This window comes from Falsiroseomonas sp. CW058, assembly GCF_050563535.1.
GTDB lineage: Bacteria > Pseudomonadota > Alphaproteobacteria > Acetobacterales > Acetobacteraceae > Falsiroseomonas.
On record NZ_JBNXUO010000005.1, the window covers coordinates 64071 to 81817 of the forward strand.

10 protein-coding genes are annotated in these 17747 nt (G+C 74.9%); 7 read left to right on the forward strand and 3 right to left on the reverse strand.

Going from position 1 to position 17747, the window contains the following annotated elements:
* The first annotated feature begins 11 nt into the window (after positions 1-11).
* Positions 12-488, forward strand: coding sequence for a cellulose biosynthesis protein BcsD (gene bcsD, locus ACK8OX_RS06200; RefSeq protein WP_430663073.1), 477 nt, complete (start codon positions 12-14; stop codon positions 486-488).
* Positions 489-521: 33 nt separating this feature from the next.
* On the opposite strand, the gene ACK8OX_RS06205 is transcribed toward bcsD, so the two are convergent.
* Entirely contained in the window at positions 522-2573 is a 2052-nt protein-coding gene (locus ACK8OX_RS06205; RefSeq protein ID WP_430663074.1) for a hydantoinase/oxoprolinase family protein, read from the reverse strand.
* On the reverse strand, positions 2573-4219 hold the full coding sequence (locus ACK8OX_RS06210; RefSeq protein WP_430663075.1) for a hydantoinase B/oxoprolinase family protein: 1647 nt from the start codon (positions 4217-4219) through the stop codon (positions 2573-2575). The genes ACK8OX_RS06205 and ACK8OX_RS06210 overlap by 1 nt, the downstream gene beginning before the upstream one ends.
* A gap of 199 nt (positions 4220-4418) precedes the next feature.
* On the opposite strand from ACK8OX_RS06210, the gene ACK8OX_RS06215 reads away from it, so the two are divergent.
* From ACK8OX_RS06215 to pbpC, 5 genes are all read left to right on the forward strand, one after another.
* Positions 4419-5879, forward strand: a complete 1461-nt coding sequence (locus ACK8OX_RS06215; RefSeq protein ID WP_430663076.1) for a hypothetical protein — start codon at positions 4419-4421, stop codon at positions 5877-5879.
* 20 nt (positions 5880-5899) lie between these two features.
* Complete coding sequence (locus tag ACK8OX_RS06220) at positions 5900-7399, forward strand: AMP-binding protein (RefSeq protein WP_430663077.1); 1500 nt, start codon at positions 5900-5902, stop codon at positions 7397-7399.
* Positions 7396-8787, forward strand: coding sequence for an MFS transporter (locus ACK8OX_RS06225; RefSeq protein ID WP_430663078.1), 1392 nt, complete (start codon positions 7396-7398; stop codon positions 8785-8787). Before ACK8OX_RS06220 ends, ACK8OX_RS06225 begins: the two co-directional genes overlap by 4 nt.
* Positions 8788-8867: 80 nt before the next feature.
* Entirely contained in the window at positions 8868-14051 is a 5184-nt protein-coding gene (locus ACK8OX_RS06230) for an alpha-2-macroglobulin family protein (protein ID WP_430663079.1), read from the forward strand.
* Between the two features lie 80 nt (positions 14052-14131).
* Positions 14132-16093 carry a penicillin-binding protein 1C gene (gene pbpC / locus ACK8OX_RS06235; RefSeq protein ID WP_430663080.1) on the forward strand — a complete coding sequence of 654 codons (1962 nt, stop codon included), beginning with the start codon at positions 14132-14134 and terminating at the stop codon, positions 16091-16093.
* Here the strand turns inward: pbpC and ACK8OX_RS06240 are convergent.
* The gene (locus ACK8OX_RS06240) at positions 16086-16790 is read right to left on the reverse strand and encodes an RluA family pseudouridine synthase (protein ID WP_430663081.1); all 705 of its coding nucleotides are present in this window, start codon (positions 16788-16790) and stop codon (positions 16086-16088) included. The two genes, pbpC and ACK8OX_RS06240, sit on opposite strands and share 8 nt — an antisense overlap.
* On the opposite strand from ACK8OX_RS06240, the gene ACK8OX_RS06245 reads away from it, so the two are divergent.
* A complete protein-coding gene (locus tag ACK8OX_RS06245) occupies positions 16789-17703 on the forward strand; it encodes a PfkB family carbohydrate kinase (RefSeq protein ID WP_430663082.1) in 915 nt (304 codons plus the stop codon). The two genes, ACK8OX_RS06240 and ACK8OX_RS06245, sit on opposite strands and share 2 nt — an antisense overlap.
* The last annotated feature ends 44 nt before the right edge of the window (positions 17704-17747 follow it).

Here is a 17747-nt window from a genome sequence, read left to right on the forward strand (position 1 = left end):
CAGGACAGCCCATGGACGCGACCACGACCGAGCCGGTGACGGCTGCCTACCTTGCACGACGCGGCGTCTCGGCGCAGTGGCGCAGCTTCCTGCGCGCACTGGTCGAGACGCTGGACGAACATCTCGACGCGGAGGGACGTGCAAGCCTGATGCGCGCGGTGGGCGGGCGAATGGCGGATGCCAGCCCGCTGCCGCATTGCGACACGCTCGCCGCGCTGGAGGCCCGGGTCAACGAGGCGCTGGCCTCCTCGGACTGGGGCTATGCGGAGTTCGCCGTGGACACCGCCGCGCGGCGGCTGATCGTCACCCATCATGCCGCGCCGGCCATCGCCGCGGGCGACGATGGGGATGGCCGCTGGATCACCCCCGTGCTGGAAGGCCTGTACGGCACCTGGCTGGCGGGACAGCCAGGCGCCGACGCCGAACTCAGGCCCGCGCTGGCCTCCTACGCTCCGGGCCGCGCGGTCCTGCACTACGGTCGCGCATAGGGCGCACCGGCAGCACGCCGGCGCCGCCCGGCTTCACCCCGGCACCTCGATCTCCAGCCAGCCGCGCGGATCGAGGCGGGCCCGGTCGCCGGGCAGCAGCAGCACCGTCGTGCTGGAACTCTCCACGATCGCCGGGCCGTCGATGTGCTGGTCGGGCGCGAGGGCGGCAAAGGCGTATACCGGCAGATCCTGCATCTTCCCACCGACAAGGGCGCGGCGCGTGCCCGCCGGCGCCGCTTCGGCCCGCGCCGGCACGGGCTGCGGCGGTCGGGACGGCAGCCGGCCGACGGCGGCGACCCGCGCCGTTACCAGCACCACCTCCTCCCCGCGCAAGGCGTAGGTGAACAGCGCCTCGTGGCGGGCATGGAAGGCTTCGGCCAGCGCAACTGGAAGGCCGGGCTGGTCCCAGTCCACGGCATCGAGGGGCACGCCGACCTCGAAGACCTGTTCGCCATAGCGCATGTCGGCACTGCGGCGGATGGCGGGATCGCCGGGCATCCATTCCCGCAGGCGCGCGCGCGCCGCCGCTTCCAGCTCCGCGAACAAGCCGCGCAGCGTCGCCTCCTCCGGCAGGCCCGCCGCGCCCACCAGGCTGCGGGACACCTCGTAGCGCAGGTCGGTCTGCAGCATGCCCCAGGCCGACAGGCCGGCCGCGAGCAGCGGGACCGCGATCCTCCGCATGCCGAGGTCGCGCGCGACCGCGCTGGCATGCAGCCCGGCTGCGCCCCCGAAGGCCAGCAGCGTGAAGCCGCGCGGATCGACGCCGCGTCGCACCGTGGCGATGCGGATGCCATCGGCCATGGCGACATTCGCCAGGGCATGGATGCCCGCAGCGCAGTCCATGCGGCCCAGGCCCAGGCGGGCCGCCAGCCGGTCCACGGCCGCCTCCGCCGCCGCGAGGTCGAGGCTGCGCCGCCCGCCCAGGAAACGCGCGGCATCGAGGTAGCCGAGCACGAGATTCGCGTCGGTCACCGCCGGTTCCGTCCCGCCCGCCCCGTAGCAGGCAGGGCCGGGCACGGCGCCCGCGCTGCGCGGCCCGACGCGCATCATGCCGCCGGCGCCGAGATGCGCGATCGACCCGCCACCCGCGCCGAGCGTCACGATGTCGAGGCTCTCCAGCGCGATGCGTTCGCCGCCGACCACGCGCCCGCGGCCGAGCGCGGCCTCGCCGCCCGCGATCAGCGCCACGTCGGTGGAGGTGCCGCCCACGTCGAAGGTGACGAGGTCCCCGCCCAGTCCCATCCGCGCGAGCGCGAGCCCGGCCGCGACGCCGCCGGCGGGGCCGGACAGCGCGGTGCCGGCCGCCAGTCGTGCGGCTTCCGCCACCGGCGCGACGCCGCCATGGGAGAGGATGACGAAAAGCGGTGCCTGCAAGCCTGCCTCACGCAGCCGCGCCTCGAGCCGGCCGAGATAGCCCGCGACGATGGGGCCGACCGCGGCGTTGACGGCGGTGGTCGAGAACCGCTCGAACTCCTTGATCTGCGGCAGCACGTCCGAGGAGAGGGTGACATAGGCATCGGGCATCGCCGCCCGCACGGCGTCGCGCGCCGCCCGTTCGTGCGACGGGTCGCGCCAGGAATGCAGCAGGCAGATCGCGACCGCTTCGACGCGCTCCTCCCGCAGCGCCGCGACGGCGGCGGCGAGCGAGGTTGCGTCGAGCGCCACCGCGACGTCCCCCTCCGCCCGCAGCCTCTCGCGCACCGGCAGGCGCAGGCGTCGCGGCACGAGGGGCGCGGGCGGCGACAGGCGCAGGTCGTAGCGTTCCGGCTTCAGGCCTTCGCGCATCTCGATGATGTCGCGATGCCCTTCGGTCGTCAGCATCCCGACCCTGGCGGTTCGGCGTTCCAGCAGCGCGTTTGTGGCCACCGTCGTGCCATGCACCAGGCGTTCGGTGTCGCCGAGCAACTCCCGCAGGGTCAGGTGCATCTCCGCGGCGAGGGTCGCGAGCCCGTCCAGCACGCCGCGGGACTGGTCATCCGGCGTGGTCGCGGCCTTGGCGAGGATGGTGGTGCCATCCGCGCCGAGGCAGACCACGTCCGTGAAGGTGCCGCCGACATCGACGCCGATGCGCCAGGGGCCGTGCATCAGAGCAGGCCCTCCGCGACGTCGGCCGCCCGCGCGGCCGGATCACGCGCTTCCGGCGGCCCCCAGCCGCCGCCACCGCCGGACCGCACCAGCAGCACGTCGCCGGGTCCGAGCGCCACGCCGCTTTCCTTGGTGCGCAGGTCGCGGCTGGTGCCGTCCGGATGGACCAGGCTGTAGTGATGCGGCGCACCGTCCCGGCCGCCCAGCATCCCGGCCGCGCCATGCCGCACGCCATCGCCGGCGGTGTTGGCGCGTGCGGGCCCGGCGGTCTCGATCCGCAACTCGAGCTCGGCGCCGAGGCCGCCACGATGCGTCCCCTCGCCAGCGGATCCGGGGCGGAATTCGTGGCGCGCGAAGAACAGCGGGAAGCGCGCCTCCGCCATCTCGATGCTGCCGAACTTCAGGCCGCCCGCCGAATGCCACTCCCCCGCGCATGACCAGCCATCGCCGCGCGAATGACCCCCGCCGCCCGGCCGGGCATGGAACAGGTGCCAGACGAAGCGCCGGTCCGCGCGCCGCGGATCGGCCCCGGTGATCGCCACCCGGAAGCGCCGTCCCCAGCCGCCCATGATGCGGTCCGGGCAGGCGGCGGCGAGCGCCTTGACGATCGCCTCCACGATCTCGTTCGAGCAGTGGCTGGTGCAGAGCGTCACTGCCGCTCCTTCGGCGGCCCGCACCACCGTGCCTTCCTCCGCCAGGACGGTCAGAGGGCGGAAGGCGCCGTCGTTCTTCGCCACTTCCGGGTCGAGGAGGTAGGCCAGGGCCATGCGCGCCGCGCTGACCGTGTTCGGCCAGGAGGAGTTGACGAAGCCCCTGGTCTGCGGGTCGCTCTCCCTCAGGTCCACGGTGACCGAATCGCCGCGCTTGGTCACGCGCGCGCGGATCGTCACGTCGGTCGCGCCGTGCCCGTCGTCGTCGAGCACCGCTTCGCCGATCCACTCGCCATCCCGCCAGCCGGCGATGATGCGCCGGGCATGTGCCTCCGCAAGGTCGAGGATCGCCCTGACCGAGGCCTGCAACGGGGCGGCGCCATGCTGGGCGAGCAGCGTCTCGAGGCGCCTGGCGCCGAGGCGCGCGGCGCCCCACATCGCCATCAGGTCGCCGCGGAAGTCGCGCGGGATGCGGGTGTTGAGGGCGAGCATCGTCACCAGGTCCTCGCGCAGGGCGTCGCCCTCGCCGAGGCGGATCGGCGGGATGCGGATGCCCTCCTGCCAGATCTCTGTCGCGGCGGGGTTGTAGCCGCCATGCGTGGCACCGCCGATGTCGGACTGGTGCGCGCGGACCACGCAGAGGAACTGCAACGCGCCCGCGGCCAGCACCGGCTGGACGATGGTCAGGTCCGGCAGGTGGCTGCCGCCATGCCAGGGGTCGTTGAGCAGGAAGGTGTCGCCCTGGCGCAGGGTATCCCCGAAGGCGTTCAGCACCGCTGCCGCGGCAAAGGGCATGGCGCCGACATGCACCGGGATGTGATCGGCCTGGGCCACCAGACGCCCTTGTGGGTCGCAGAGCGCAATGGAGAAGTCGCGTGATGAGTTGAGGATCTGCGATGTGGCCGTGCGCAGCAGTGCCTCCCCCATCTCCTCCACCAGCGCACGGAAGCGGTTTTCGAGCACGGCGAGGGTGACGGGGTCGGGTGCGGCGGTCATGCCGTGACGGTCCCGCCCGCCCGGGATGGCGTCAAGGGCAGGGCGACGTCGTCGTGATAATGCCAGGGCGAACCGTTTGACGGTCGATGCGTTGCGAGCGCGGTTTCATCGGGGCTGGCTGGGGAAGGTCATGTTCATCGCACGGCCAGGCCGAGAGGAAGGCGGTCGCCAGGGGCAGCCCCGCCTGGCACGGGGTGGCATGGCCGCCATACTCCTCCTCGGCGCCGCGCTGATCCTGCGGCTTCCCGGCTTTCCCGCCGCAGTCCTCGACCCGGACGAGGGCCTGTACCTGTTGCAGGCGGTCGAATGGCTCCGCGGCGGCTGGCCCTTCGTCGCTGTCTGGGACATGCACCCGCTGGGGGCACCGGCCCTGCTGCTGCCGGCGACCTGGCTTCTCCCGGACCCGATGCTCGGCCTGCGCCTGACCGGCGTGCTTGCGGTGGCCGCCACGGCCGTCGGGCTGCGGGCCACGGCCATGCTGCTGGGCGCCGGGCCCTGCACGGCGCTCGCGGCGGGCCTGCTCTACATCGCCCACACGACCGTGCTCGGGGGGCTCGCCACCAACACGGAGATCCTGTTCGCCCCCTTCGTGGTGCTGACCGCCTTCCTGCTGCTGCGCGAAGCCCGTGCCCCCAGCGGCCCATCGGCCGGCGTCGTGTTCCTTGCCGGCCTTTCGGCGGGCGTCGCGCTGCTCGTCAAGCAGGTCGCCGCGTTCGAAGCCTCGGCGCTCTGGGTCTCCATGATCGCGATCGCAATGCTGGGCGGCCGGCTTCGCGCGTCCGCGGTCCTGCGGCTCGCGCTGCCCTTCGCGCTCGGCGCCGGGCTGCCGACCGGGCTGGTGGCGGCGGGATACTGGGCCGCAGGCCATTTCGAGAGTTGGGCCTGGGGCAATCTCTGGGCTCCCCTCGCCTATGGCCGGCAGGGGGCCGACGACGCGCCCGGATTGCGCAGCGGCGTGACGCTGGCCATGCGCGACCTCCTCTGGCTTGGCGTCGCGGGGCTGGGGGTCTTCGCCGCCCCGGCGGAGACCCGCCGCGCGGCCGCACCGATCCTGGCTTGGCTGGCGGGCGGCGCGGTGGCGGTGATCGCGCCCTGGAAGTTCTACGACCACTACTTCCTGATCCTCCTGCCGTCGCTGTCGCTGCTGGCCGCGCTGGGCCTGGCCACGCTGGTGCGGATGGCGGCGAAGCCCGTCTGGCGTCGCGGTGCCTTCGCGGCACTCGCCGGCGTGCTGGCCGCCATGCCGGTGCTGACGATGATGACGCCGCGGCTGGCCAGCGGCTTCGGCCTTCGCCTGGCGGACCCGCCGAGGCAGGTGGCGGCGCTGGCCGCCGCGTCGCTGGCGCCGGGGCAGGTCATGCTGGTCGCCAACTGGCACACCGTGACCTATGTGCTGGCGGGGCAGACGCCGCCGACCCGCTTCGCCTTCCCGCTGCACCTGGCCGGCCGCTACGAGAACCTGTTCGACATCGACATCGATGCCGAGCTGGCCCGCGTGCTGGCCCTGCCGGTTGGCGTCATCGTGCTGGACCCCAGCCGCTGGACCTATCTCCGTCCCCAGGCGCGCGCGGCGATCGAGGCGGCGGTCGCCGAACGGTTCGAGCTTGCCGGGACGGTGCAGGACGGCGCCAGGCGGGTCGAGGTCTGGCGGCTGCGCTGAGGGCGCCGCATCATGGCGCCATGGCGCATCCTGCGACCCTCAGCGAACTCCTCGCCGCCACTGCCGCCCGCCGCCCCGAGGCGCAGGCCTGGGGCGGCCTGACATGGGCTGATGCCGCAGGGCGCGTGCGGCGCCTTGCCGGCGGCCTTGCCGGATTGGGCATCGGGCCGGGCGACCGCGTCGCCCTGTTCCTGCCCAACCGGCCCGACTTCCTGACGCTGCTGTTCGCCCTGGCGCGGCTCGGCGCCTGCGGCATCCTTCTCAACACCCGCTTCCGGTCGGCGGAGCTTTCCGGCCTGCTGGCCCGCGCGCGACCCGTCGCCATCGCCCTCGCGCGCGACTTCGCCGCCGCCGATGCGGCCGCGATCCTGGCGGAGGTGCCGCCCGGGGCGCGCGCGTCCCTGCGCTTCGCGATCGGGGCCGATGCGATGGCCGCCGCCCCGCTCGGTGGCCTCATGGTGCATCCGCTGGCCGGGCTGGCCGGGGCGACCGAGGCGCCGGATGCCGCCCTTCCGGAAGCCGACGCGCTGACCTTCACGACTTCCGGCACGACGGCGGGCCCGAAGCTCGTGCTACACCGGCAGCGCAGCATCGCAACGCATGCCGCGGAAGTCGCGGCGCGGATCGGCACGGATGCGGCCGGCGCCGCGCTGCTTGGCGCCGTGCCGCTCTGCGGCACCTTCGGCCTTGCCGCCGCCGTGGCCGCGGTCGCGGGCGGTGCCGCGATCCACCTGATGGAGCGGTTCGATGCCGCCGCCGCGGATGCGCTGATCCGCCGCGCCTGCGTCACGCACATGGTGGGCGGCGACGACATGCTGCTGATGCTGGCGGATGCCGCGGGCGGGCGGCCCTATGCGCCGTTCGCCTTCACGGGCTTCGCGAATTTCCATGGCGGCGCGGCGCGGGTGATGGCTGCCTCGGCGACGCTGAACCTCGCGGCCCGCGGCGTCTACGGGAGTTCGGAGGCGCAGGCGTTGTTCGCGCTGCAGGACCCCATGGGGCCATATTCGGCGACCGGTGGCGGCATCCCGGCCAGCGCGGAGGCCGCGGCGAGCCTGTCCGCGGAAGGCGAGTTGCTGCTGCGCGGGCCTTCGCTCTTCGACCGCTACCTGGGGAATGAGGCCGCGACGGCACGCGCCTGGACCGAGGATGGCTGGTTCCGCAGCGGCGATCTCGCGACGCTGCATCCGGACGGCCGCGGCTTCGACTTCGCGACGCGGGCCGGGGATGCGCTGCGGCTCGGCGGCTTCCTGGTCGCGCCCGAGGAGATCGAAGGTTTCCTCCAGGCGCAGCCCGGCGTCGGCGCGGCGCAGGTCGTCGCGGCCGGGGGCCGTGCAGTCGCCTTCGTCATCCCTGCCGAGGGCTTCGACCCTGACCGGCTGCTGGCCGACTGCGCCGCGCAGCTGGCACGCTTCAAGGTGCCGGCGCGGATCATCCCCCTCGAAGCCTTTCCCTTCACGGACGGGCCGAACGGGCGAAAGGTGCAGCGCGCCCGGCTGCGCGAGATGGCCGGCGGGTGAACGCGCGCGACCCACGCGCCGTCGCGGCCATCGTCGCGAGCGCGCTGTTCATGCAGAACCTGGACTCCAGCGTCGTCGCCACGGCGCTGCCGGCGATGGCCCGGGACCTGGGCGAGGATCCCGTCCATCTCTCCGTCGCCATCACCTCCTACCTCGTCGCGCTCTGCGTCTGCATCCCGCTGTCGGGATGGGTGGCGGACCGCTTCGGGCCGCGCCGGGTGTTCATGGCGGCAATCATCGTCTTCGCCGGCGCCTCGGCCCTGGTCGGGCTGGCACAGGGCCTCGGCTCCCTCGTCGCGGCGCGGGTCCTGCAGGGGGTGGGCGGCGCGATGATGGTGCCGGTCGGCCGCCTGCTCCTGCTGCGCCGCGTCACGAAGGAGGAGTTGCTGACCGCGATGACCTGGCTGACCATGCCGGGGCTGCTTGGCCCGGTCTGCGGCCCTCCGCTCGGCGGATTGCTGACCGATGCGGTGTCCTGGCGCGCGGTGTTCTGGCTGAACATCCCGGTCGGGCTGCTGGGACTCCTGCTGGTCCGCCGCTTCATCCCGGAGGTCGAGCGGCAGGATCCCGGGCCGCTCGATGCGCGCGGCCTCGCGCTCTGGGGTGCCGCGCTTGCGATGCTGATGGCGGGGCTCGAGACGGTGGGGCGGGGGATCGCGCCCGCTTGGTTCACCGCCCTGGCGTTTGCGGGCGGCCTCCTGCTCGGATGGCTGGCCGCGCGGCATTCGCAGGCGGTGGCGCGTCCCGCCGTCGATCTCGGCCTGTTGCGGGTGCCCACCTTCGGGATGCCCACGCTGGCGGGCACGGTGTTCCGTGCCGGGGCGGGCGCGGTGCCGTTCCTCCTGCCGCTGTCGCTGCAACTCGGCTTCGGCCTTTCAGCCGGCCAGAGCGGGCTGGTGACCTTCGCCTCCGCGCTTGGCGCCTTCGCGATGAAGCCGCTGGTGCGCCCGCTGCTGCGCCGCTTCGGCTTCCGCGCGGTGCTGGGCGCGAACGGGCTGCTGACGGTGGCGAGCGTCGCCGTCTGCGCCGCCTTCGGGCCGGACTGGCCGATGGCGCTGATCTTCCTGGCGCTGGCCGCGGGCGGGCTGGCGCGGTCGCTGCAGTTCACCTCGCTCAACACGCTGTCCTTCGCCGACGTGCCGCAGCAGAAGCTTGCCGCCGCGACCGCGATGTCCGGCACGGTGCAGCAGCTTTCGGTCGCGCTCGGCGTCGTGCTCGGCTCGCTCGCGCTGTCGGTCAGCACGCATCTGACCGGGCACGCCGTGCCGGAGCCGACGGATTTCCGCGTCGCCTTCCTGGCGGCGGCGGCGGTGGTGCTGGCCTCCGTGCCCTTCGCGCTGCGCCTGCCGCGCGATGCCGGCGCGCGGGTGTCCGGTCACCGGCCCTGACCGGCGCGCGGCCGCCGCAAGGCTGCTGCACCTCCGTCGCGGGCCGTGCCATGCTGGCCTGGCCCAGGGAGTCCTGCCCCATGCCACGTCGCCTGCCGTCGCTGCTGCTGCTTGCCCTTGCGCTGCTGCTGCCGGCTCCCGCCCCTGCATTCGAGATGCCGGGCCTCGATCGCGATTCCGGTGCCTACGAGTCGGCGCTGACGCGCCGTTTCCCGGCCGGCGTCACCCCCCAGCAGCGCAGCGCGGCGGAAGGCCGTGCGCGCGCTGCGGAGGGCCGGGGCGACTGGGCCGCCGCCGCGGCGGCGTGGGAGGAGCGGATCGGCGGCGGCCAGGCGACGGCGGATCACTGGATGGCCCTGGCCAACGCCCAGCTCCGCCGAACCCCTGCGGAGCCGGCGCGCGCGTTGCAGGCAGCCTGGCGTGCCTACATGATGGTGCCTGGCGGCCCGCCGGAGATCCCCTCCCTGTTGGTGATGGCGGAGGCGCTGCGGCGGATGGACCGTCCGGCCATGTCCATCCAGGCGCTGGAGGCCGTGGCCGAACGTGCGCCCGACGACGCACGCCATCGCGACGCACTGGCCGCCGCGCGCCGCGCCGCTGGCCTGCTGGTCCGCACCCTGCGCACCGAGCCGGATGCCGAGCCGGCGCGCGCCTGCATCGAGTTCACCACCCCGCCCGCCCGCCGCAGCGACTGGCAGCCGGGCGACTGGCTGCGCGCCGAACCCCCGCTGCCGGGGATGGCCGTGGTGCGTGAGGGCGACGTGCTCTGCGTCGCCGGCCTGCCCTGGGGACGCACCACGCGGCTGACGCTGCGCGCCGGCATGCCGGGCGAGGACGGGTTGCGGCTGAACCGCGACACGGCCGTCAATGTCGCGATGCCCAACCGCGCCCCGCGCATCGCCTTCGACAGCCGCGCCTTCATCCTGCCGCGCGGGCAGGAGCCGCGCGTCACCGTCGCGACGGTCAACGTCGCCGCCGTCAGCCTCCGGCTGATCCGCGTCACCGAACGCAACCTGGTCGGCCTGACGCGGGACTGGCGGCCTGGCGAGCAGATGGAGCAGTGGGTCGCCGAGAACCTGGCGGACGACACCGGGCGCCTCGTCTGGCAGGGGCGCGCCGAACTGCCGCCCGCGGAGGCGAACCGCCTGGCGCGCAGCGCGCTGCCGCTGCCCGATGCGGTGCGCAATGCCGGGCCTGGCCTGTATGTCCTGGTCGCGCAGCCCGGGGACGGCACGCCGCAGCGCTTCGCGGCCGGCGCGGCGTCCGCGCTGCCGATCCTGGCGACCGACCTCGGCATCACCGCCTGGCGTGGGCCGCAGGGAGTTGCGGCGCAGATCCGCGCCTTCTCCGACGCGCGGCCGCGCGCGGGCGTGCGCGTCGCGCTGCTGGCGCGCAACAACGACATCCTGGCCGAGGCGACCACGGCCGAGGATGGGCTGGTGCGCTTCGCGGCGGCCACGCTGCGCGGCACCGGGCCGCTGGCCCCGGTCGCGCTGCACGCCTTCGCCGGCGACGACTTCGCCGCGCTCGACCTGCTGACCGCGTCCTTCGACCTGTCCGACCGCGGAGCCGCCGGCCGGCCGCATCCGGGCGCGCTCGATGCCTTCGTCTGGCTCGACCGCGGGATCTACCGCCCGGGCGAGACGGTGCAGGTCGGCGCGCTGCTGCGCGACGCCGGCGGGCAGCCGGTGGACATCCCGGCACGGCTGCGCGTGCGGCGCCCGAACGGGCAGGTCTTCTTCCAGGCCGTGCCGCAGCGCCTGGGCGGCTCCGCCTTCGTGCTGCCGGTCGAACTCTCGCCCAGCGCGCCGATGGGCGCCTGGACGGTGGAGGTCCTCGCCGATCCCGATGCCCCGCCGATCGGCACCGCCGCCTTCCGCGTCGAGGCCTTCGTGCCCGAGCGGCTGGAGGTGACGGCCGGGCCCGCGCCCGGGCCGCTCGTGCCGGGCCGAGCGCTCGACATCCCGGTCACGGCGCGCTTCCTCTACGGCGCGCCGGGCGCCGGGCTGACCGGCACGGCCGAGCTGCGCCTGTCGCCCGACGAGACGCCGTTCGAGCCATGGCGTGGCTGGCGCTTCGGCCTGATGGAGGAGAGCTTCGCGCCGGAGCTGCAGAGCTTCGACATCCCCGAGACGGACGCGCAGGGCCGTGCGACGCTGACGCTGAACCTGCCCTCCGCCCCCGACACCACCCGCCCCGTCAAGGCGGATGTGACGGTGCTGATCGGCGAACCGGGCGGGCGCACCAGCGGCACGCGCCTTTCGCTGCCGGTGCGCGCGCGCGGCACGCTGCTGGCGATCCGCCCCGCCTTCCAGGGCGGCGCGGTGGACGCCGATGCGGAAGCCGCCTTCGACATCGCCGCGGTCAGTCCCGACGGGCAGGCCATCGGCGCGCAACTGCGGCTCCGGCTGGTGCGGGAAAGGCCGGACTGGCGCATCGTGCTGCGCGGGCAGTTGGCCCGCTACGAGACCGTCTGGCGCGACGAACCGGTCGATTCGACGGACCTGGCCGTGGCCCCGTCGCAGCCGGCCCGCTTCGCCCGGCGCCTGCCCTTCGGGCGCTACCGCATCGAGGTGACGGAGCCGAACGGGCTTGCCGTCGCGTCCTATCGGTTCCGCGCCGGCTGGGCCGGGGAGCAGGCGGCGGAAGTGCCGGACCGCGTCGATGTCGCGGCCGACCGGCGCGCCTATGCCGCGGGCGAGGTGGCGCGGCTGCGCATCACGCCGCCCTTCGCCGGCCGCGCCAGCATCGCCGTGCTGACCGACCGCGTCGTGTCCCTGCGCGAGGTCGAGGTGGCGGAAGCAGGCACCGAGGTCGATGTGCCGGTGGATGGCGCATGGGGGCCCGGCGCCCATGTCGCCGTCACCGTCTTCCGCGCCGGCGATGCACCGGCCGGCCGCCCGGGCCGCGCGCTCGGGCTGGCATGGCTCGGCCTCGATCCCGCGGCGCGGCGGGTGGAGGTGGCCATCGAGACGCCGGACCTGCTGCGCCCGCGCCAGCGGGTGGAGGTGCCCCTGCGCCTCACCGGCGTTGCGGGCGGCAGCGCCATGCTGACGCTGGCGGCGGTGGATGAGGGCATCCTGCGCCTGACGGGTTTCCGATCGCCCGACCCGGTGGAGCACTTCCTGGCGCGCCGTCGCCTCGGGATCGACATCCGTGACGACTACGGCCGGCTGATCGCGCCCGCGGAAGGGGACGCGGCGGCGCTGCGACAGGGTGGCGACGGCTTCGACACGGCGGGCCTGCTGCAGATCCCGCAGCGCGTCGTCGCGCTGTTCAGCGGCGTGGTGCGGGTCGGGGCCGATGGCCGCGCCTCCGTCCCGCTCGACCTGCCGGATTTCGCGGGCGAGTTGCGGCTGATGGCGGTGGCCTGGGACGGCGCGCGCGTGGGTGCCGCGTCCCGGCCGGTCACGGTGCGGGAGTCGGCGGTGGCGGAGGCGCTGCTGCCGCGCTTCCTCGCGCCCGGCGACGAGGTGCGCCTGCCGCTGCTGCTGCACAACCTGGAACTGCCCGCGGGCGAGTTCGCCGTCACCCTCGCCGCATCTGGTGCGATCGAACTGGCCGGGCCGGCGCAGCTTCGGCAGGCGCTCGGGTCCGGCGCGCGCGCGCAGCCCGTCTCCGCCCTGCGTGCCATGGTGGCGGGGGAAGGCGTGCTGCGGCTGTCCGTCACCGGCCCCGGCGGCTTCTCCACCGAGCGGGAGGCGGCGATCACGGTGCGGTCGTCCCGCCCGCCGGTGACCGAGATCGCGACCACCACGCTCGCCGCGGGCGCGCAGGCCCCGGTGCCCGTGCCGTCCGACCGCTTCATCCCCGGCACCTGGCGGGCCGGCGCGATGTGGGGGGCGCCCGTGCGCTACGACACGGCGGCGCTGCTGGCCAGCCTCAGGCGCTTCCCGCTGGACTGCCTGGAACAGGCGGCGTCCCGCGTGCTCGCGCTCAGCTTCGCGCCCCAGAACCCGGACACCGCGCAGGAGGATGCGGCGCTGCTCGGCCGCGCCATCGCCTCGGTGCTCGATCGCCAGCGATACGATGGCCGCTTCGGCTTCTGGAACGCCGAGGGCGACGTGCACCAATGGGCGAGCCTCTATGCGGTGGAGGCGCTGCTGCGCGCCCGCGCCGCCGGTGCGACCGTGCCGGATGCCGCGCTGGACGATGCGCTGAAGGCGATCGAGGAGGGGCTCGACCTGTCCTGGGACGGTCCGGAGGCGCTGGCCGTCCAGGCCTATCGCGTGCATGTGCTGGCACTGGCCGGCCGCAACCGGCTTGGCGCCGCCCGGCGGCTGGCCGAACGGGCGGAGGCGCTGCCCACGCCGCTGTCCCGCGCGCAGGTGGCCGCGACCTTTGCCCGCGCCGGCGACCGCGCCCGGGCGGAATCGCTGTTCACGGCCGCCCTCGCCAATCCGTCCCGCAACATGTGGTACGCGGATTACGGCACCGCGGCGCGCGATTCGCTGGCCATCGCGTTGCTGCTGAAGGAGAGCGGTGTCGCGCAGGACCGCCTTCCGGCGCTGCTCGGGCGCCTGCCGGGCGCGGATTTCACGCCGGCGGTGACAAACACGCAGGAGCAGGCCTGGGCGATCGCGGCCGCGGGCGTGCTGGGGCGTGACGGCAGGCCGGCGCGGATCACTCTGGACGGGCGCGACCTGCCGGTGCAGCCGGTGGTCACCGCGTCGCTCGGCGCACCGGGCGTCGCCATCAACCGCGGCGACCAGCCCGTGACACAGTCCGTCTCGGTCACCGGCGTGCCGACCTCCCCGTTGCCCGCCGCCACGCAGGGCATGCGGGTGGCGCGGCGCTTCTACGACCTTGCCGGCCAGCCGCTGAGCCTGGATGCGTTGCGGGGCGGCACGAATTTCGTGCTGCTGATGGAGCTGCGCGCCACGACGGGCGAACGGCACGAGGCGATGATGGTCCAGGGCCTGCCCGCCGGATGGGAGATAGCTGGGCGTCTGCCCGCCGGCGACGTCGCGGGCATGCCGTGGCTGGGCACGCTGACCGCGGCGCTGTCGGTGCCGGCGCGCGACGACCGTTTCTCGGCCGCGGTGGAGCTGACGCCGGAGGCGCCGCTCGCGCGCCTGGCCGTGCGGCTGCGCGCCGTGACGCCGGGCCGGTTCGAACTGCCGGGGCTCGAGGCGCAGGACATGTACCGCCCGGGCGTCTTCGCGCGCCAGAACAGCGCACGGGTCGCCGTGCTCGGCGCCGACGACCCGGCGCCCCCTGCGCCAGCCCCCGCCACCGGCCAGCGCGGGAGCACGCCCCGGTGAGCCGCGGCGCAACGCTGTCCGCGTCCCCCGCCCCTGGGCGGCGGAAGCGGTCCGGGGCGGGGGGCTGAACCGCGGGCACCATGCGCCGGGCCACCCGATGGATGCTGGAAGCCGCCGTGGTCGTCCTCGTGGCGGCCCTGGCGCTCGACCGCCTGTTCCCGCCGGACCTCACCCGGCTGGAGGCCGCGGGTGTCGAGGTGCTCGACCGGGAGGGGCGCACGCTGTCGGTCCTGCCCGCGCCCGGCGGGACCTGGCGCCTGCGCACCACCACCGCCGATGTGCCGCCGCACCTGGTCGGGATGCTGGTCGCGGCAGAGGACCGGCGGTTCCGCCGCCATCCCGGCGTCGATCCCCTCGCGCTCGGCCGGGCGGCGCTGCAATGGGCGCGTGCCGGGCGCGTCGTGTCGGGCGGCTCCACGCTGACGATGCAGGCCGCGCGACTGCTGGAGCCGCGCCCGCGCACCCTGCGGAGCAAGGCGATCGAGGCGCTGCGCGCGCTGCAGCTGGAATCGCGGTTCGGCAAGGACGAGATCCTCGGCATCTGGCTGACGCTGGCGCCGCAGGGCGGCAACCTGGAGGGGCTGCGCGCCGGCTCCCTCGCCTGGTTCGGGCGGCCGCCGGCGACGCTGGATGCGGCGGAATCGGCCTTGCTGGTGGCACTCGCCCGCCGGCCGGAGGCGCTGCGGCCCGATCGCCACCCGGACGCCGCGCGGCGTGCGCGCGATGCCGTGCTGCTGGCCCGCGCGGCGGGGGCCGGCGGCGTCTCCGCCGCGGAACGCGCGCTGGCCCTGGCCACCGAGGTGCCCGCCCGCCGGCAGCCTATGCCGCGCCTTGCGCCCCATCTGGCGCGCGACCTCGGGCGACGTGCCCTGCCGGGCAGCCGCATCCCGACCACGCTCGACCGCGAGATGCAGGCGGCGGCGGAACGCCTGGCGGCGCGGGCCCTCGCCGACCTGCCCGACCGGGCGGCGGTCGCGCTGGTGATCGCCGAGATCGCGTCGCGCGAGATGCGCGCCCTTGTCGGCGGCGCCTATGCCGAGGAGGGCCGGGCAGGGATGCTCGACCTCACGCGTGCCGTGCGCTCTCCGGGCTCCGCGCTGAAGCCCTTCCTCTACGCCATGGCCTTCGAACAGGGGCTCGCGCGTCCTGAGACGGTGCTGTCCGACCAGCCACTCCGCTTCGGTGCCTATGCACCCGAGAACTTCGACCGAGGCTTCGCCGGCCGTGTCACCGCGGCGGATGCGCTGCGCCAGTCCCTGAACCTGCCCGCCGTCGCTCTGCTGGACGGCATCGGCGCGCTGCGCTTCACAACCGCGTTGAAGGCAGCCGGTGCGCCGCCGCGCCTGCCACCAGGGGGCGAGGCCTCCTTGCCGCTGGCGCTCGGCGGGGCGGGCACGACCCTGCGGGAGATGGTGGGGCTCTACGCGCTGCTCGGCGATGCTGGCCACGCGGCGCCGCTGACGGTGACACCGGGGCGGCCACCGGGCCGCCTGCCCGTCATCGCGCCGCAGGCGGCGGCGCAGGTCGCGGCGGTGCTCGTGCAACCCTTCCCGGGCGGTGGCCCTGCCGGCATCGCCTGGAAGACCGGCACTTCCTGGGGCGGACGGGATGCCTGGGCCTTCGGGCTGGACGGCCGGCATGTGGCGGGCGTGTGGGTCGGCCGTCCCGACGGGACGCCCATCCCCGGGGCGACCGGGCGCAGCCTGGCGCTGCCGCTGCTGGCGCAGGCCTTCGCACTGGTGCCGCCCGTGCCGCGGGCACCGCTGGTGGTGCGCCCGATGTCCTCGCCGCTGGCCGAGCCTGCCGACCGGCTCCGGCTGCTGTTCCCCATGCCTGGTGCGACGCTTGCGGAAGGCGGGCCGGTGACCCTCCGCGCCGCGGGTGGCCGGCGGCCGCTGACCTTCCTGGTGGACGGCGCGCCGCTGGCCCATGAACGCGCCCGGCGCGACGCGGCCTGGGTGCCGCCGGGCCCGGGTTTCTACCGCATCACCGTGCTCGATGCGGATGGCGCCGCCGCCGCGGCCGAACTGCGCGTCAGGTAGGGCCGCCGCAGGCGGCGATGGCGGCGCGCATGTGGCCGGGCACCCCCGCCTCGATCCGCAGCGGCGGATCGAGCGGCAGCGAAACCTCGCGCGCCAGCAGGTGCAGCCCGCCGCCCGCCTCGCCATAGACGGGGTCGCCCAGGATCGGGTGGCCGAGATGGGCGCAATGGACGCGCAGCTGGTGGGTGCGGCCCGTCTCCGGCTGCAACTCGACCCAGGTCATGCCTCCCCCGCGCCCGAGCACGCGCCATGCGCTGCGCGCGGCATCGCCCCCCGGGTGGACCTCCATGCGCCAGCCCCGCGCGGCGCTGCTCACCTTGCGGAGCGGCGCATCGACCACGCCTGACTCGCCGGCGAGCGTCCCGCGCAGCACCGCCCAGTAGATCTTGCCCACGCGCCGTTCCGCGAACAGCGCGTTCAGCCTGGTGAGCATCGGCGCGGTGCGGCCAAGCACCAGGCAACCCGCCGTGTCGGCATCCAGCCGGTGTGCCGGCTGCGGGTCGCGCCGCTTGCCCATGCGGAGCGCGGGCAGCCATCCCTCCAGCGCCTCGCCGCTGCGGGCAGAGACGGGAAGGCCCGCGGGCTTGTCGAGCACGAGCAGTTCCGGCCCGACATGCAGCAGCCGCTGGTGCAGCCACCCGGGCGGCGCAATCTCCCCTTTGCGCGGCGTTGCGGGGGAGGGCAGCCTGGGGCGCATGACCCTTCCCGACCTGCGCCCCGTCGTCGTCTGCCTCGGCAGCGTCGTCATGGACCATACCTTCCACGTGGACGAAGTCGTCCAGCCACCCTCGAAGAACCGGGCGCGATCCTACATGCTCGGTGCCGGCGGGCTCGCCGCCAACGCCTCCATCGCCGTCAGCCGCCTCGGTGGCAACTGCATCTTCTGGGGACGGGTCGGGGATGACCTGAATGGCGGTCCCCTGCTGGACGCGCTTGCCGAACAGGGGGTGGATGTCGCGCATTGCCACCGCGCACCCGGCGGCCGCACCCCCGTCTCGGCCGTGCTGGTCGATCCGGTCGGGGAGCGCAGCATCTACGCCTATCGCGGCGAGCAACTCGGCACCGATCCGGCCTGGCTGCCGCTCGGCCAGCTCGACCGGGCACGGTCCTTCCTTTGCGACCCGCGCTGGCCGGAAGGCAGCGCGCGCGCGCTGGACTACGCCCGTGCGCGGGGCCTGCCCACGGTGATCGACGGCGAGAAGAGCGAGACGCGCATCCTGCTCGACCTCATCCCGCGCACCGACCACGCCATCTTCTCGGTCCCCGGCCTTGTCAACTACGCGCCGGGCGCAAGGCCGGCGGAGGCGCTGCGCCTGGCCATCGCGGCGGGCTGCAAGGTGGCCGGCGTGACGCGCGGGGAGAAGGGGACGCTGTGGCTGACCGCCGAAGACCCGGAACCCCGCGTGACGCCGGCTTTCCGCGTGCAGGCCACGAACACGACCGGGGCGGGGGATGTCTTCCACGGCGCCTATGCGCTGGCGATCGCGGAGGGGCAGCCGGTGGAGCGCGCGATGCGCTTCGCTTCCGCCGCCGGTGCGCTGCGCGCGCGCGACGGCGCGACGCCCACGCGGGAGATGCTGGAGGCGCTGCTCTGCGCACAGCCGGGCTGACGCGGATGCTGGGAGGCGGACCGGTCCTCGACGCCCGATGCAGG

What these genes read in the sequence shown, in the direction of transcription:
- pbpC (WP_430663080.1), top strand. Translation starts at nt 14,132, where the DNA reads ATGCGCCGGGCCACCCGATGGATGCTGGAAGCCGCCGTGGTCGTCCTC.
- ACK8OX_RS06240 (WP_430663081.1), bottom strand. Translation starts at nt 16,790, where the DNA reads ATGCGCCCCAGGCTGCCCTCCCCCGCAACGCCGCGCAAAGGGGAGATT.
- ACK8OX_RS06245 (WP_430663082.1), top strand. Translation starts at nt 16,789, where the DNA reads ATGACCCTTCCCGACCTGCGCCCCGTCGTCGTCTGCCTCGGCAGCGTC.
- ACK8OX_RS06205 (WP_430663074.1), bottom strand. Translation starts at nt 2,573, where the DNA reads ATGCACGGCCCCTGGCGCATCGGCGTCGATGTCGGCGGCACCTTCACG.
- ACK8OX_RS06210 (WP_430663075.1), bottom strand. Translation starts at nt 4,219, where the DNA reads ATGACCGCCGCACCCGACCCCGTCACCCTCGCCGTGCTCGAAAACCGC.
- bcsD (WP_430663073.1), top strand. Translation starts at nt 12, where the DNA reads ATGGACGCGACCACGACCGAGCCGGTGACGGCTGCCTACCTTGCACGA.
- ACK8OX_RS06220 (WP_430663077.1), top strand. Translation starts at nt 5,900, where the DNA reads ATGGCGCATCCTGCGACCCTCAGCGAACTCCTCGCCGCCACTGCCGCC.
- ACK8OX_RS06215 (WP_430663076.1), top strand. Translation starts at nt 4,419, where the DNA reads ATGGCCGCCATACTCCTCCTCGGCGCCGCGCTGATCCTGCGGCTTCCC.
- ACK8OX_RS06230 (WP_430663079.1), top strand. Translation starts at nt 8,868, where the DNA reads ATGCCACGTCGCCTGCCGTCGCTGCTGCTGCTTGCCCTTGCGCTGCTG.